12 protein-coding genes are annotated in these 12923 nt (G+C 64.3%); 9 read left to right on the top strand and 3 right to left on the bottom strand.

Annotated features, from left to right (window positions below; translation table 11 throughout):
* Positions 1 to 49 precede the first annotated feature (49 nt).
* The 5 genes from gvpN (at position 50) to SALLO_RS0102530 (ending at position 3814) form a co-directional block, all read left to right on the top strand.
* Entirely contained in the window at positions 50 to 1012 is a 963-nt protein-coding gene (gvpN, locus tag SALLO_RS14665) for a gas vesicle protein GvpN (protein WP_022834759.1), read from the top strand.
* 196 nt (positions 1013 to 1208) lie between these two features.
* Positions 1209 to 1427, top strand: coding sequence for a hypothetical protein (locus tag SALLO_RS0102545; protein WP_022834758.1), 219 nt, complete (start codon positions 1209 to 1211; stop codon positions 1425 to 1427).
* Between the two features lie 48 nt (positions 1428 to 1475).
* Positions 1476 to 2216, top strand: coding sequence for a GvpL/GvpF family gas vesicle protein (locus SALLO_RS0102540; RefSeq protein ID WP_084696109.1), 741 nt, complete (start codon positions 1476 to 1478; stop codon positions 2214 to 2216).
* A 60-nt stretch (positions 2217 to 2276) separates the two neighbouring features.
* Positions 2277 to 3071: a GvpL/GvpF family gas vesicle protein gene (locus SALLO_RS0102535; RefSeq protein ID WP_084696108.1), complete on the top strand. Its 795-nt coding sequence runs from the start codon at positions 2277 to 2279 to the stop codon at positions 3069 to 3071.
* Positions 3072 to 3082: 11 nt separating this feature from the next.
* Positions 3083 to 3814 (top strand): GvpL/GvpF family gas vesicle protein, encoded by a 732-nt coding sequence (locus SALLO_RS0102530; RefSeq protein WP_022834755.1) that lies wholly within the window; start codon positions 3083 to 3085, stop codon positions 3812 to 3814.
* Between the two features lie 61 nt (positions 3815 to 3875).
* On the opposite strand, the gene hisB is transcribed toward SALLO_RS0102530, so the two are convergent.
* On the bottom strand, positions 3876 to 4484 hold the full coding sequence (hisB, locus tag SALLO_RS0102525; protein WP_022834754.1) for an imidazoleglycerol-phosphate dehydratase HisB: 609 nt from the start codon (positions 4482 to 4484) through the stop codon (positions 3876 to 3878).
* A gap of 201 nt (positions 4485 to 4685) precedes the next feature.
* Between hisB and SALLO_RS0102520 the strand changes: the two genes are divergently transcribed.
* The 3 genes from SALLO_RS0102520 to SALLO_RS0102510 are packed head-to-tail and all read left to right on the top strand — an operon-like array spanning position 4686 to position 8415.
* Positions 4686 to 5012, top strand: coding sequence for a hypothetical protein (locus SALLO_RS0102520; protein ID WP_228702760.1), 327 nt, complete (start codon positions 4686 to 4688; stop codon positions 5010 to 5012).
* A 48-nt stretch (positions 5013 to 5060) separates the two neighbouring features.
* Positions 5061 to 7160 (top strand): methionine--tRNA ligase, encoded by a 2100-nt coding sequence (metG, locus tag SALLO_RS0102515; protein ID WP_022834752.1) that lies wholly within the window; start codon positions 5061 to 5063, stop codon positions 7158 to 7160.
* A 58-nt stretch (positions 7161 to 7218) separates the two neighbouring features.
* On the top strand, positions 7219 to 8415 hold the full coding sequence (locus SALLO_RS0102510) for a hypothetical protein (RefSeq protein WP_022834751.1): 1197 nt from the start codon (positions 7219 to 7221) through the stop codon (positions 8413 to 8415).
* Here SALLO_RS0102510 and SALLO_RS14660 read toward each other — a convergent pair.
* Both SALLO_RS14660 and SALLO_RS0102500 read right to left on the bottom strand, forming a co-directional pair.
* Positions 8384 to 10300, bottom strand: a complete 1917-nt coding sequence (locus SALLO_RS14660; protein ID WP_157621156.1) for a penicillin acylase family protein — start codon at positions 10298 to 10300, stop codon at positions 8384 to 8386. The two genes, SALLO_RS0102510 and SALLO_RS14660, sit on opposite strands and share 32 nt — an antisense overlap.
* Before the next feature lie 48 nt (positions 10301 to 10348).
* Entirely contained in the window at positions 10349 to 12028 is a 1680-nt protein-coding gene (locus SALLO_RS0102500) for a helix-hairpin-helix domain-containing protein (protein WP_040605709.1), read from the bottom strand.
* 139 nt (positions 12029 to 12167) lie between these two features.
* Between SALLO_RS0102500 and pgl the strand changes: the two genes are divergently transcribed.
* Positions 12168 to 12890 carry a 6-phosphogluconolactonase gene (pgl, locus tag SALLO_RS0102495; protein ID WP_022834748.1) on the top strand — a complete coding sequence of 241 codons (723 nt, stop codon included), beginning with the start codon at positions 12168 to 12170 and terminating at the stop codon, positions 12888 to 12890.
* Positions 12891 to 12923: the final 33 nt, after the last annotated feature.

Raw genomic sequence — 12923 nt, 5'->3', positions numbered from 1 at the left:
ATAGCAACGCGCTCGTCTTCACGTTCTCTGTTGAACTGACCGGCTTTTTATGCGACAGGCCGTAGAACATACGCCCACAACCATCCACACGCAGAAGACGGACGGTGCCTTCTTGCCGGTGCCTAGCCGTTCCTTTGTACAGACGCCGGAAGTACAACGGACGACGGCCCGAGCATTGGCGTATATGGACGCGGGCTACCCCGTGCACTTTAGCGGCGTGGCGGGTACCGGCAAAACCAGCCTCGCTTTTCATGTCGCTGCACAGCTCGACCAGCCGGCTGTACTCTTGCACGGCGACGACGAATTTGGACGAAGCGACTTGGTAGGAGGAGAAGTGGGGTACCGGAAGTCTAAAGTTGTAGACAACTTTATTCGCTCGGTCCTTAAGACCGACGAGCAGGTGAAACGCCTCTGGGAAGATAACCGACTGGCAACGGCATGCCGCAAAGGATATACTCTCATCTACGATGAGTTTACCCGCTCACGCGCCGAAGCCAACAATGTGCTGCTTAGCATTCTGGAAGAGCGCATACTGAACCTTCCGTCTCGCGCTGGCGAGGGCACCGGTTACATTCGTGTACACCCGAACTTCCGCGCGATCTTTACGTCGAACACCGAAGAATATGCCGGTACGCACAAGTCGCAAAATGCGCTCCTCGACCGCCTCATCACTATTCAACTGGAATTTCAGAGCCGCTCGGCTGAGGTTGACATTGTACAATCGCGTGCTGGCATAAGCGAGACGGACGCGGCCTGCATCGTCGATATTGTGCGCACCTTACGCGAGGCCCGCCTGTTGAAACGCGGCCCGTCGATTCGCCCGGCCATTGCGCTTGCTCGCATTTTTGCAGACCGGACGGAGGCCATCGACGCCTCCAACGCGCTATTTCGAGCTGCCTGCGTCGATGTTTTGCGTCCCAGCCGCCGCTCTCTGTTAACCGACCCATCGGCCGATGTAGCATCTCACATCCACGATGCTGTGGAAACGGTCCTGCGTTCTGCCGGCCGTTGAGTGCTCCGCGCCGCCGCGGACGCCTCCGTCATTTGTACTCTTGTTTCTCACCCGTTGCATCAATCTCTGACCTCGCATGGCCAACCGAACACGCCCAAATGGTGCTGCTCCGCGCCCTAACCGGCCCAGCCCGCCCTCACTCCGTCCGCCGTCTAGTCTGAACGCGGCCCGCCAACAAGCACCGCACGAGGTATTTGTGCAAATTGCCAACCTTCAGATGGCAAAAGCACGTCAGCAGCGCATCCAGGCGGCCCTTAGTAACCAAGTGGATCAGTGCGCGCGTGAGATTGACCGCATAGACGCCAAGATCAATGCGTTGTGCGAACACGTGGGTCTTGCCCCCATCGAGCAAGATGATGATCCTTCTGCTGACGCACCTGCGGCAGAAGATGATGGGTTCTCTTATGCCTACTGAGTGCTCCTGGGCGCTCCCCCCTTATTCTCTACCGTCCAATTTTGACGTATGTCTTCGCTTTACCTGTATGCTATCGCCCAAGCGACGCCGGAGCTTCCCGACGGCCGTACCGGCATCCAAGGCGCTGCATTGCGTCTTGTTAACGGCGGTGGGCTGTCGGTGGTTTGCAGCCCCATCTCTGCCGGCACGCCCCGCCCAAGGCGCCGTAACCTAAAAGTGCACCACGCAGTGATTAAGCGCCTTCACGCCACCACCACTGTGCTGCCTATGGCCTTTGGCGTGATCGCTGCCTCCGCTGCCGAGGTGCGTGACTTTTTAACAGCACACGCCACACCGTTTCTTGAGCGCCTCGATGCCCTCGAAGGCCGCGTAGAAATCGGCGTGCGTGTAACCTGGAACGTAGACGACATCTTTGCCCACTTTGTCAATCGTCACGACGCACTTCGCACGCAGCGCGATGCTGTGTTTGGAGGGCAAGGCCCTGTTAGCCGCCAAGATAAAATTGAACTAGGCGAGCACTTCGAGGCGCTGCGCGCCGACGAGCGCCACCGCCACCAGCAAACCATCACGTCGCACCTACATCCGGTGTGCGATGAAGTACTGATCGACGAGGTACGCGATGAAACCGATGTCGCACGGCTCACGTGCTTGGTCTCCGAGGCCGCCATCACAGATTTTGAGGCGGCTGTGCACAGGGCTGCCCAAACGTTTGATGACTCGTTCACCTTTACGTATACCGATGCCATGGCCCCGTACAGCTTTGCAGACGTAGCATACGACGCGGCCTAAGGACGTGGCTTGCCCTGCTGTATGCTTCCGTGCGCTTTCTAAAAGCACTACCATGCTGGCATGCCTTCTTCACCAAACGATGCATTGTACTTGTACGGCATCACCGGTGCCCCGTCGGTGTCTATTTCTGCATCGGGCGTAGCGGGTGCCGTGCGCACAATGCAATATGCGGACTGGACAGCCGTCGTAGATGCAGTGCCGTGCGACGAGTGGACAGGTACCACCGGCGAACAAAATCTACAGGCGTTGTCCTGGGTTGCCCCTCGTGCCATTGCACACGAGCAGGTAGTGGAGGCGATGATGCAGCACGGCCCCACGTACCCCGCTCGCTTCGCGACACTCTTTTCAACACACGATGCGCTGAAACAGTCTATCGACTCTTCTAAAGATAAGCTGCGTTCCTTCTTCGAAACCGTTCATGGTACCGAAGAGTGGTCGGTGAAGGTGCACCTAGACCGCGATCAAGCCCTGAAGGCGCGCGCGCAGCTTTCATCCGCGTCTCGGGCGGAAAAGCCGCTGTCGGGAACGGCGTACTTGCAACGCCGCCAACAGGCGCAGCAGGCGGACACTGCCCTCGATGCGTGGATCGACGATACCCTCACCGAGATAGAGCAAGCGCTGAGTGAGCTTGCGCGGGCCACGTCCGTCCGTCAATCGGTCACGCCCGAGTCGCCTGCCGAAGCCCCCATCACCCATTGGGCTTTGCTGGTGCCCACCACCAATCAGGCATCCTTTCTCAAACAAGTCGAGGCCTTTGACGCTGCATATGCGAACGATGGGATCTCTTTAACGCCCTCTGGACCGTGGCCGCCCTACACGTTTCGGCCATCGCTCAATGAGCAGTCACAGACCTAGGCCCTTCTGCCATGCCTCAAATGCCTGCTGCGGATACGCCACTTGTGCTGTACGCGCTAGGCCTCAAACGCACCCTTAGCAACAGAAAATCCCTTGCAGGGCGCTTGGGGCTTTTTGAGCAACCGGTGGACCTAGTATACACCGACCTACTCGCAGCGGTCGTTTCACCCGTCTCGGATACGAACAGGCTCAAGGAGGCTTCTGTAGAAACGCTTCTCCTCTATAAAGACGTTGTTGAGTCGGCATTTGTAAGTGGCACGGTACTACCCATGCAGTTTGGCACCTGCGTGCCATCTGCCGCTGCGTTAATGAACGCGTTGCAAGACCAAGGAAAACGCTACCGTGAGCAACTGCACGCTCTTGAGGGATGTGCCGAAATGGGCCTTCGGATGCGCCTCGTTCCGGCTGATACTGCCCCCGACGATGCCGAGGCCCCTGACGGTCGCGCTCCCGCCGAGCGGCCAGGCACATCTTACCTTCTTAGGCGTCAACGCGAACGGTCGGGGCTTTCAGCGAGCACCCACCGCATCGTTGGGGACGTGCGCAGCGCGCTCGATGCCTTTACGGTGGCGACATCAATCCCCAAACGCGTTGCGGGGAAGGCTCATAGCGTCGTATCTATCGCCTTCTTAATTCAACGCGCGCACGCTCAGTCCTTTCGTCAAGAGGCGCTTCGGCTTTCGGTGCCCGGTTTGAACGGCTTAGATGTGGTGGGGCCATGGCCGCCCTATTCGTTTGTGTGAGCTGTATAGCTGCTACCACACACGCGGCGCTGCTTCATGCAACTCGGTATGCAATGCGTTCCTACAGCTGCCCCTTCGTTGATGGCATGCGCGCGTTGCGCGCCTCGCGCCGCACCGCCGCACGGAGCGCGCGGGCCGCGGCTTTAAACAGCGCTTCGATTTTGTGGTGCGCATTGCGGCCGTGCAGCACCGTGAGGTGGAGGTTGCAGCGCACGTGCTCGGCAAACGAGTACCAAAAGTGCTCAACCATCTCGGTGGAGAGGTCGCCCACCGTGGGCCGCTCGAAGGCCGCGTCGAAGTGCAGGTAGAAGCGCCCCGAGAGGTCGACGACCGCCCGGGCGAGCGTCTCGTCCATCGGCACGTAGGCGTGGCCGTACCGGGCAATGTGCGCCTTGTCGCCCAGGGCCTGCCGCACGGCCTGGCCCAGCGCAATGCCCACGTCCTCCACGGTATGGTGGTCGTCAACGTACAGGTCGCCCGTGCAGCGCACCGCCACGTCGAACCCACCGTGCTTCGCAAACAGGTCGAGCATGTGGTCGAAAAAGCCAATGCCCGTATCGTTGGCGTACGAGCCGTCGCCGTCTAAGGTGAGTTCGATGCGCAGGTTCGTTTCGGTCGTGCCGCGCTCAACGCTTGCCGTGCGGGGCGCAAAGGAAGGGGTAGCAGCCATCGTGTGTTGAAAAACGAGAAGGAGAAAACGAGGAGCGCGCGTGCCCTTGCACCCACCCCTTGCCTACGGAGGGGAGTGCATCGGTATTTTCATGCACGGTTCGCGGCGCTGAACCTGCATGGGGCCGAGCAGATTGCTATACTTTGTATGCGTACTTTGTACGTGTTTGCTTGTTCGTATCACCCGATGCTTTTGCTTTCCATGGCAACGTACAGCGACGCCGACTTCAAGGACAGCCGCTTCTCGCATGGCGAACGCGTCCGCATCTTGTTGCGTCATCCCAAACACGGCGGCGTGTTTGGCGAGGCCGAAGGAACGTGCGCGGCCCGCGAGACCAATGTCGCGTTTGAAGCCAAAGACGGAACCAAACGAACCAAAACGCTCGTGTGGCTGAAAGACATCGAGGGCTACGAGAAGCCGCACCCCAATCTGCCCGACAAAACCCAGGCGGTCGACGAGGCCTGGTTTGCCGAAGAGGCGCTGCGCAAAAAAGAAGGCGACCTACTCGACGGTGTAAGCTTCAACTAACCAGCCGCCCGCCCGCTCGCTTTCCCTTCACCCCACCCCGGTCTTTTCATGGCTGACGCTTCCAACCGCCTTCTCGTAACCGCTGCACTCCCCTACGCCAACGGTCCGGTGCACATTGGGCACCTGGCCGGGGCGTACCTGCCGGCCGATTTGTTTGTGCGCTACCAGCGCCTCAACGGCCGCGACGTGGCCTTTATTTGCGGCTCCGACGAGATGGGCGTTGCCATCTTGATGCGCGCGCTGCGCGAGGGCCGCGACCCGCAGGACATCGTGGATACGTACCACCCGATGATCCGCGACAGCTTTGCCGACTTTGGCATGAGCTTCGACTACTACGGCCGCACCACCTCCGCGACCCATGCGGAAACGTCGCAGGACTTCTTTCGCACGCTCGACGCGCAAGACGCGTTCGACCTCAAGACGAACGAGCAGCTCTATGACCCGGAAGCTGAGATGTTTTTGGCGGATCGGTTTGTGGTGGGCACCTGCCCGGTGTGCGGCTACGACGAGGCCTACGGCGATCAGTGCGAGCAGTGCGGCTCCTCCCTCAGTCCCACCGAGCTGATTGACCCACGCTCTACGCTGACCGACGCGACGCCCGCGCTCCGCGAAACCACCCACTGGTACCTGCCGCTCGACCGCATGCAGCCGTGGCTCGAGGAGTGGATCGGCACGCACCCCGAATGGAAGAATAACGTCCTTGGCCAGGTGCAAAGCTGGTTCAACGAGGGCCTGAAGGGGCGGGCCATCACCCGCGACGTGCCGTGGGGCGTACCGGTGCCCGCCGATGTGGCCGCGCGCCACGGGCTGGAAGCCGAGGGGAAAGTCATCTACGTGTGGTTCGACGCGCCCATCGGGTACATCTCGGCCACCAAAGAGTGGGCCGCGGCGCAGGGCACGCCCCAGCGCTGGAAAGAATACTGGCAAGACGACGACACGGAGCTCGTCCACTTCATCGGCAAGGACAACATCGTCTTTCATTGCCTCATGTTTCCGGCCATGCTGCATGCGCACGGCGACTACGTGCTGCCGGAGCATGTGCCCGCCAACGAATTTCTGAACATCGAGGGCCAAAAGCTCTCCACCAGCCGCGGCTGGGCCGTGTGGCTGCACGAGTACCTGGACGACTTTCCCGACTACGGCGCCGACATGCTGCGCTACGCGCTGGCGGCTACGCTCCCCGAAACGAAGGACGCGGACTTCTCCTGGGATGGCTTTCAGAATCGCGTGAATGGCGAGCTGGCCGATGTGCTGGGCAACTTCGTAAACCGCACGCTCACCTTTGCGCATCGCTACTTTGACGGAGCGGTCCCCGAAGCCCGCGATTTGTCGGACGTCGACCGCGACGTGCTGGCGCAGCTCAAGCAAACGCCCGCCACCATTGGCGCCGCCTACGAGGACTATCGCATGCGCGAGGCCGTCTTCGAGACGATGCAGCTCGCGCGCCTCGGCAACAAATACTTCAACGACACCGCGCCGTGGCACACCCGCACCGACGATCCGCAGGCGGCGGCCAACACGGTGCACATCTGCGTGCAGCTCTGCGCGTCGCTGAGCATCCTGATGGAGCCGGTGCTGCCCGATGCCGCCCAACGGCTGCGCGCCATGCTGAACCTCACCAACGTACGGCCCAGCACACCCGGCGAGGCGCCCGACACCGCCCTCACGTGGGAGGATGCTGCCACGCCGCTTCTTGACGCGGGCCACGCGCTGGGCACGCCGTCGATCCTCTTCGAAAAAGTAGAAGACGAACAGATCGACGCGCAACTCGACAAACTACAATCACCCGACCCAACCCCCGACGATATGGGATACGAACCCCTGAAAGACACCATCACGTTCGGCGACTTTATGGACCTCGACCTTCGCGTGGGGACCGTAACAACCGCCGAGCCGGTGCCCGATGCCGATAAGCTGCTGCGCCTGGAGGTCGACCTCGGCTTCGAGGAGCGCCAAATCTTAGCGGGCGTCGCGCAGCACATGGCACCGGATGAGATTGTGGGCCGCACCGTGGTGGTTGTCGCCAATCTGGCCACCAAAGAGATGTTTGGGCTGGAAAGCCAGGGCATGGTGCTGATGGCCGAAGACCGCGACGGCAACCTGTCGCTCCTTTCCACCGACAGCGAAAACGGCGCGGTGGTGCGCTAATCCCTGCGACCCTTCCCTTCTACGCTTCGCCTTTCATCCACCGTATTGCTGCGTGGTTATGGCCGGATTAAACCTGAAACGTCACGTGCTCATCGCCACCGGATTGTTCGTTGCCGTGGTGGCCGGGCTTGTGGTGTGGAATTGGAAGACGGTGGGCGTGATGGTGGACAACGCCACGGCCATGAACGAGGGCGCACAGGCGGCCCAGGCCATCCAGTCGCCCGACGACTTGCTGGCCTACATGGCGGAGCACCCGGAGCACTTCTCGCTGGTGGCGTTTACCGCGGGCACAACGGGCGACACCCTCCGCTACCGGGCCCACGAGCCGCGCCCGACGGTACACACCGAAATGCTTCCGCTGATCTGGACGCTCGTCGAGGCGCGCCCCGACACCGTCCCGGCCATCCCGCGGCAGGCCCTCGATGCGTTTGCGCTGCCCAGCGCGGGCGGCGCGGCGCACCGGCGCGGGATGGAGGCCCTGGGCGACTCGGTGCTTTCGCCCCTGCAGGTGGCAACGCTCATGGCGCGATACAGCGACCGTGCCGCGGCCGACTGGTGGATGCTGCAGCACGAACCGGAGGCCCTGCGCCGCTGGACGGCAACGCTTGGGCTGACGCCATCGGCCACGCCGCGTCCGTACAGCGGACTGTTCTTGCGCTGGCGTACGCCCACCACCGACACGCCCGCTGTAGCATCCGCCGACGCGCTGCGCGCCCCATCGGTGGCCGCGCTTCTTGATACGACGTTTTTTTGGGCGCGACGCCTTCAGGTTGATCTGCCCTTTCGGATGCGCGTGCGCCAGCAGCTGAAGCAGCGCGGCTCGGGCCTCACCGTGCAGCAACAACGGGCGCTGGCATCGGCTTCGTTTCCGCAAGGCCGGGCCGACCGCTACGCGCGCCTGCTGTTGCGCCTGGCAGCCTCCACGAATCCGGTGGCGCAGCGCGTGCGCGGCTTGATGGAAACGCCGATTCGGGGCGACTCGGTGCAAACGCCGCTCACGGCGGTCGCGTCGTTGGGGGGTGCGTTTCCCGGGCACATCACCTTTGCCGGGTACGCGCGCCGCGCCGATGCCCTGCCCCGCATCGTGGTCCTCTTTGCGAGCGACCTCCCGATGGCTGTCTTTTACCAGCTGCTGCAGACGGGCATCGACAAGGGCTTTTTGCTTCAGCTCATGGCCGATGATGCGTTCTTTGCGGCGGTACGGACGCGGCTCGACACGGCGGTTACGGCATCATCGGGCGCAGACGGGTTGTAGGCGCTGTCGGCTCCACCCGCAGCGCGCGCGTCGGGGTGGGGGCATGCTCGTGCATCGCCCGATCAAACACGCCGCCTGGCAAGCGCCGGCGCCGGACGACCATCGTGTCGCGGCCGCCGCCCATCCACCCAAGCCATTGCACCGTGGGCCGGGGTGCAGAAAGGAGCAAGCTCGTTCCGAAGTGAGGCGCCGAGGGATGCCCCTGTCCCGGCCGCTGGTAGGGCCCGTAGCGCGGAGCGGATAGCTGCGCTCCGGCCGCCGTGCCCCATGCCGGAAAGCGTCGCACGTTGGGGGCCACGCGCTCCCAGCGCCACCGGCGGATGTTGGGGCCCAGGCGCTGCCGTAGCGTATCCACGGCGGCCCGAAACGCCCGCTGCCGCCGCACCGTCGCAAAGAACGTCGTGGTGTCGGGCGGCATGGGCCGATGCCCAATGCGCCGCTGGTAGTTGCGCATCCACGCGTCAAAGATCGATGCCCCAATGCTTGCGCGGGTGTAGCGGGCGTTCCAGTTGCGCAGGTAGAGCAGGGCGCGCGCCATCAGCGAGTCGGAGGGTGCCAGCGACTGCAGCGCAGGCCGCACCGAACGCAGCAGGTTGGCCGCCCAGGCGCTGGTGTCGCGGCGGGCCCACGCCGTCAGCGGTGCCGTTTGTGGCAACGTTTGCTGTATCGAGGCGCGCCACGGGCTGTAGCTCACCAGCAGATGCGTGCGGTCTTGCATGGTGACCGCCGCGGGGGCCCGGACGCGCACCGTGCCACCGTCCACAACCATGTGCCCCCCACTAAAGAGCCGAAAGGCGGTTGTATCGGCGGTTCCGTGGGCCAGTGCCCGCCACGCGCGGACGTCGGTGAGCGGCCGAAGCCCCGGCCAGCGCAACGCCCACTGCAAGCTATCAGCCGGCGCCACGGCATCCGATGAAGGAAAGGGCATCACACCGCGGTAGCGCGGCACAATGACCAGCGCTTCGTCGCCCGACGGATAGCGGAGCCGTGCGTAGCGCCTAGACGCGCGAGCCACCTCCCACGGCACGCGCTCGATGTGGGCCGCGCTGCGCAGCACCGTTCCCCACTGCCGCGGCCCGCGCTGGCCCGTCGGCCAAAACGGCGTCCCCGGAAGCGTCAGACCACGCACCACCGGCCCGCCCCCCACCCGAAGGACCGTCTCCTGAAACGTAGGCAGCGCCGATGCGCCGGTGACGTGGCGCTGCAAGAGGCCCGGCGGTGCCCCCCGCGTGGCGACGAGCACGCTGTGTTGAAAGTCGTGCAGCCGGAGCCAGCGATGTAGCATCCGGTCGCGGGCGACGAGCGAATCGAGCGCGGGCGGCGCGTTGGGGGGCGCCTGCAGGGGCGGGGTGGCCAGCCAGGCAAACAACCGCTCGATGGCCAGTGCGTGCCACGGCTTCCAGGGGCGCGGTTGCCGCCCCAGCAGGACCAGCTCGTCGGTGCGCTGGGCATGGGCACTAGCAAACGCCGCATTGACGCCGCGGGCGTAGGCGGTGAGGCGGCGGCGCGTGCTATTGGGGAGCGCCGCGAAGGCCGCGCGCGCCCCGGCCCCAAGGCCCAATCGGAGCGTCAGCCGGTCGATGGGGGCGGTGGCCGGACCAAACCATGACGAGGTGCGCCCCAGCGCCGTAAGCCGCCACAGCGCAAGCTGCCACGTGCGCCGCTGTCCGTGCGCATACCCGAGGGCCGCGTAGGCATCAGGCGTCGTCTCGGCCGCGATGGCCACCATGTCGTGCGCGCCCCAGCGAACGGTCGCCTCGGCCGTTAGCCCCTCCACGGGGGCCGTCTCGGGCGGCGCCGGGCGCTCGTACACCTGCGTCCACACCAGCGCCGCGACGCCCACAGCAAACAAACCGGTTAGCACCACCACCAACGAACGAGCCACAGGCACCCATCAACCGTGCAGAGAAGAAGCAAAACGAAGCGACAACAGCTACGCGGCCGTCGGCTGGCGCGCATCGAGCCACGCAGCAAAATCGTCCAGCGACAGCGCGTTTAGGCAACCCGCAGCCGTGAGGCCGCCCTTCCGCGCCACCGACACGCCCCAACGCATGTTGTCGAGCTCGTCGGTGGCGTGTGCATCCGGGTTGATGGACAGCAGCACGCCCTTGTCGCGGGCATAGCGCACCCACCGCCAGTCCACATCCAACCGGTACGGGTTGGCATTGAGCTCCAATGCCACATCGTGCGCAGCGCACGCATCGATAATTTTCTCGTGATCGAGCGGGTAGCCTTCGCGCACCAGGAGCAGCCGGCCGGTGGGATGCCCCAGGATGGTGGTGTGCGGATTGCGCACCGCGCGAAGCACACGCTCGGTGGCTTCCGCCTCGGGCATGTTCATGCCCACGTGCACGCTCGCCACCACATAATCGAAAAGCGCAAGCACGTCGTCGTCATAATCGAGCGACCCGTCCCGCAGAATGTCGCTTTCGATCCCATGAAAGATGCGGAAGGGCTGCCCATCATCGGCAAACTGTTCGTTGAGGCGTTGCACCTCGTCGCGTTGGGCGCGCACCTCGTCGGGCGAGAGGCCGCTGGCCACCTGCAGCGACTGGCTGTGGTCGGCGATGCCGAAGTACTCCAGGCCGCGGTCGCGGGCCGCCTTGGCCATGGCATGCAGGGTGTGCGCGCCGTCGCTGTAAGTGGAATGGTTGTGCACCGTTCCGCGCAGGTCGTTGGGGGTGATGAGCGCCGGCAGGCGCCCTTCGGTGGCCAGCGTCCACGCATCCTCCTGATCGCGCAGCTCGGGCGGAATCCAATCGGCGCCGGCGGCTTCGTAAAGCGCTGCCTCGGTCGTCACGTTGGTGGCTGCGCTGCTGGGATGCGCCTCGATGTGTGCGTGCGGCCCCGTAGCGCGCCAAAGTGCACGCCCCCAATCGTTGGGATTGGCCCAGTGCAGCGCCACAGGCACGCCGTCGTCGAGCTGTCCGCGGACGGTATCCTCAGTGGTTTCAAGACCGGCGGTGTAGTTGCCAAGCACGTCGAGCACCGGCTCGCGCTCGGATGCAGCCACGAGGAGGTCCACCTGCTCCACCACTTCCATGGCCCGCCGAAACGGCCCAGCGGCCGCGACATTGTGCACGGCCTCGTGGGTTTCCAGCGCCTCGAACAGCGGCGCCACGGCCTGGTGCGCCTCCGCATAACGCGTGTAGCGTTGGTAGCGCCGCAGCTGCTCCACGTTCTCCAGGATCTTGTCCTGCGTCTTCTGCCCAAAGCCGCGCAGCGACGTAATCCGATCCGCCTGCGCCGCTGCCTCCAGCGTATCCAACGACGTGATGCCCAGCTCGTCCCACAGCGTGCGCACCTTCTTCGTGCCAAGGCCCTTCACCTTCAGGACGTCGAGCAGTCCGGTGGGCACGGCGTTAAGCAACTCGTCGCGGAGGTCGAACGAGCCGCGGGCCAGCACCGATCGGATGTCGGCCGCAATGCCGTCGCCAATGCCGTCAATGGACATCAGTGTGTCGTCTTCCGCGTACTGCGCCACCGGTTCTTCCAGGCCACGAATGGTGCGCGCGGCGCGGCTGAAGGCCTGTGCCCGAAAGCTGTTGCCGCCGGTCAGTTCGATGAGCTTGGCGGTTTCGCGAAAGGCGCGGGCTACGTCTTTGTTCGTCATAGAAACGGTTGATGGGATAAACGCACAGAGCACTGCATGGAAAGCCGCGCCGCCTCGTTTTGTTGCGCGCAGGTAGGGCACTCCCCGCATCGTTTGGCGTTGGCGTTGCGCCTGTTTTCCCTAACTTTTTCCTAAGGCCATGGCCGCCGCTCCCGAAGCGCCCCTCGACGTGTACGACGATTACGAAGCCCTTAGCCGGGCCGCCGCCCGCGCTGTAACCGACGCCCTCGACGCGGCCCGCGCCAACAACCGGCGGTTGGCCGTGGCCCTGGCCGGCGGCAGCACACCCGACCGGCTCTACGCGCTGCTAGCTCGGCACCTCTCGCCCAAGCAGTGGGCCGCGCTAGACGTCTTTTGGGGCGACGAGCGCTGCGTGCCCTACGTGCACCCGCACAGCAACGCGGGCCACGCATACGATGTGCTGCTTCGGCATGCGCCCGTGCCGCCCGCACAGGTACACCGCATGCCGGTTTACGGTACGCCTGCAGACTGCGCCACGGCATACGACGCGCATTTGCACCGTGCGTTCGACCGCCGCACGCACACCTTCGACCTGGTGCTGCTGGGCCTGGGGGGCGACGGCCACACCGCGTCGCTCTTTCCGGAAACCCTCGATACAGCACTAGCGGCCACCGCCTGGGTGCAGGCCGTGCACGCGCCCCCGCGTCACGCCGTCGCGGACCGTCTCACGTGCACGCTGCCTGCCTTGAACGCGGCCCGCGAAGCCCTCTTTTTGGTGTCGGGCGATGAGAAGCGCGAGGCGCTCGCTGCTGTACGCGCCGGCGATCGCTCGTTGCCCGCGACGCACGTTGCGCCGGCCGCGTGCCGCTGGCTCGTAGACCGCGCCGCGGCGGGTCCGTGAAGCGCCCGCAAACGCGCGCGGCCGCCGGGCACA

The organism is Salisaeta longa DSM 21114, from assembly GCF_000419585.1.
GTDB lineage: Bacteria > Bacteroidota > Rhodothermia > Rhodothermales > Salinibacteraceae > Salisaeta > Salisaeta longa.
This window is presented reverse-complemented; position numbering and strand designations above follow the sequence as displayed.

Excerpts from the sequence above, each read along its gene's own strand:
- SALLO_RS0102540 (WP_084696109.1), top strand. The coding sequence starts at position 1,476 with ATGTCTTCGCTTTACCTGTATGCTATCGCCCAAGCGACGCCGGAGCTT.
- SALLO_RS0102520 (WP_228702760.1), top strand. The coding sequence starts at position 4,686 with ATGGCAACGTACAGCGACGCCGACTTCAAGGACAGCCGCTTCTCGCAT.
- SALLO_RS0102510 (WP_022834751.1), top strand. The coding sequence starts at position 7,219 with ATGGCCGGATTAAACCTGAAACGTCACGTGCTCATCGCCACCGGATTG.
- gvpN (WP_022834759.1), top strand. The coding sequence starts at position 50 with ATGCGACAGGCCGTAGAACATACGCCCACAACCATCCACACGCAGAAG.
- hisB (WP_022834754.1), bottom strand. The coding sequence starts at position 4,484 with ATGGCTGCTACCCCTTCCTTTGCGCCCCGCACGGCAAGCGTTGAGCGC.
- SALLO_RS0102530 (WP_022834755.1), top strand. The coding sequence starts at position 3,083 with ATGCCTCAAATGCCTGCTGCGGATACGCCACTTGTGCTGTACGCGCTA.
- pgl (WP_022834748.1), top strand. The coding sequence starts at position 12,168 with ATGGCCGCCGCTCCCGAAGCGCCCCTCGACGTGTACGACGATTACGAA.
- SALLO_RS0102500 (WP_040605709.1), bottom strand. The coding sequence starts at position 12,028 with ATGACGAACAAAGACGTAGCCCGCGCCTTTCGCGAAACCGCCAAGCTC.
- SALLO_RS0102535 (WP_084696108.1), top strand. The coding sequence starts at position 2,277 with ATGCCTTCTTCACCAAACGATGCATTGTACTTGTACGGCATCACCGGT.
- metG (WP_022834752.1), top strand. The coding sequence starts at position 5,061 with ATGGCTGACGCTTCCAACCGCCTTCTCGTAACCGCTGCACTCCCCTAC.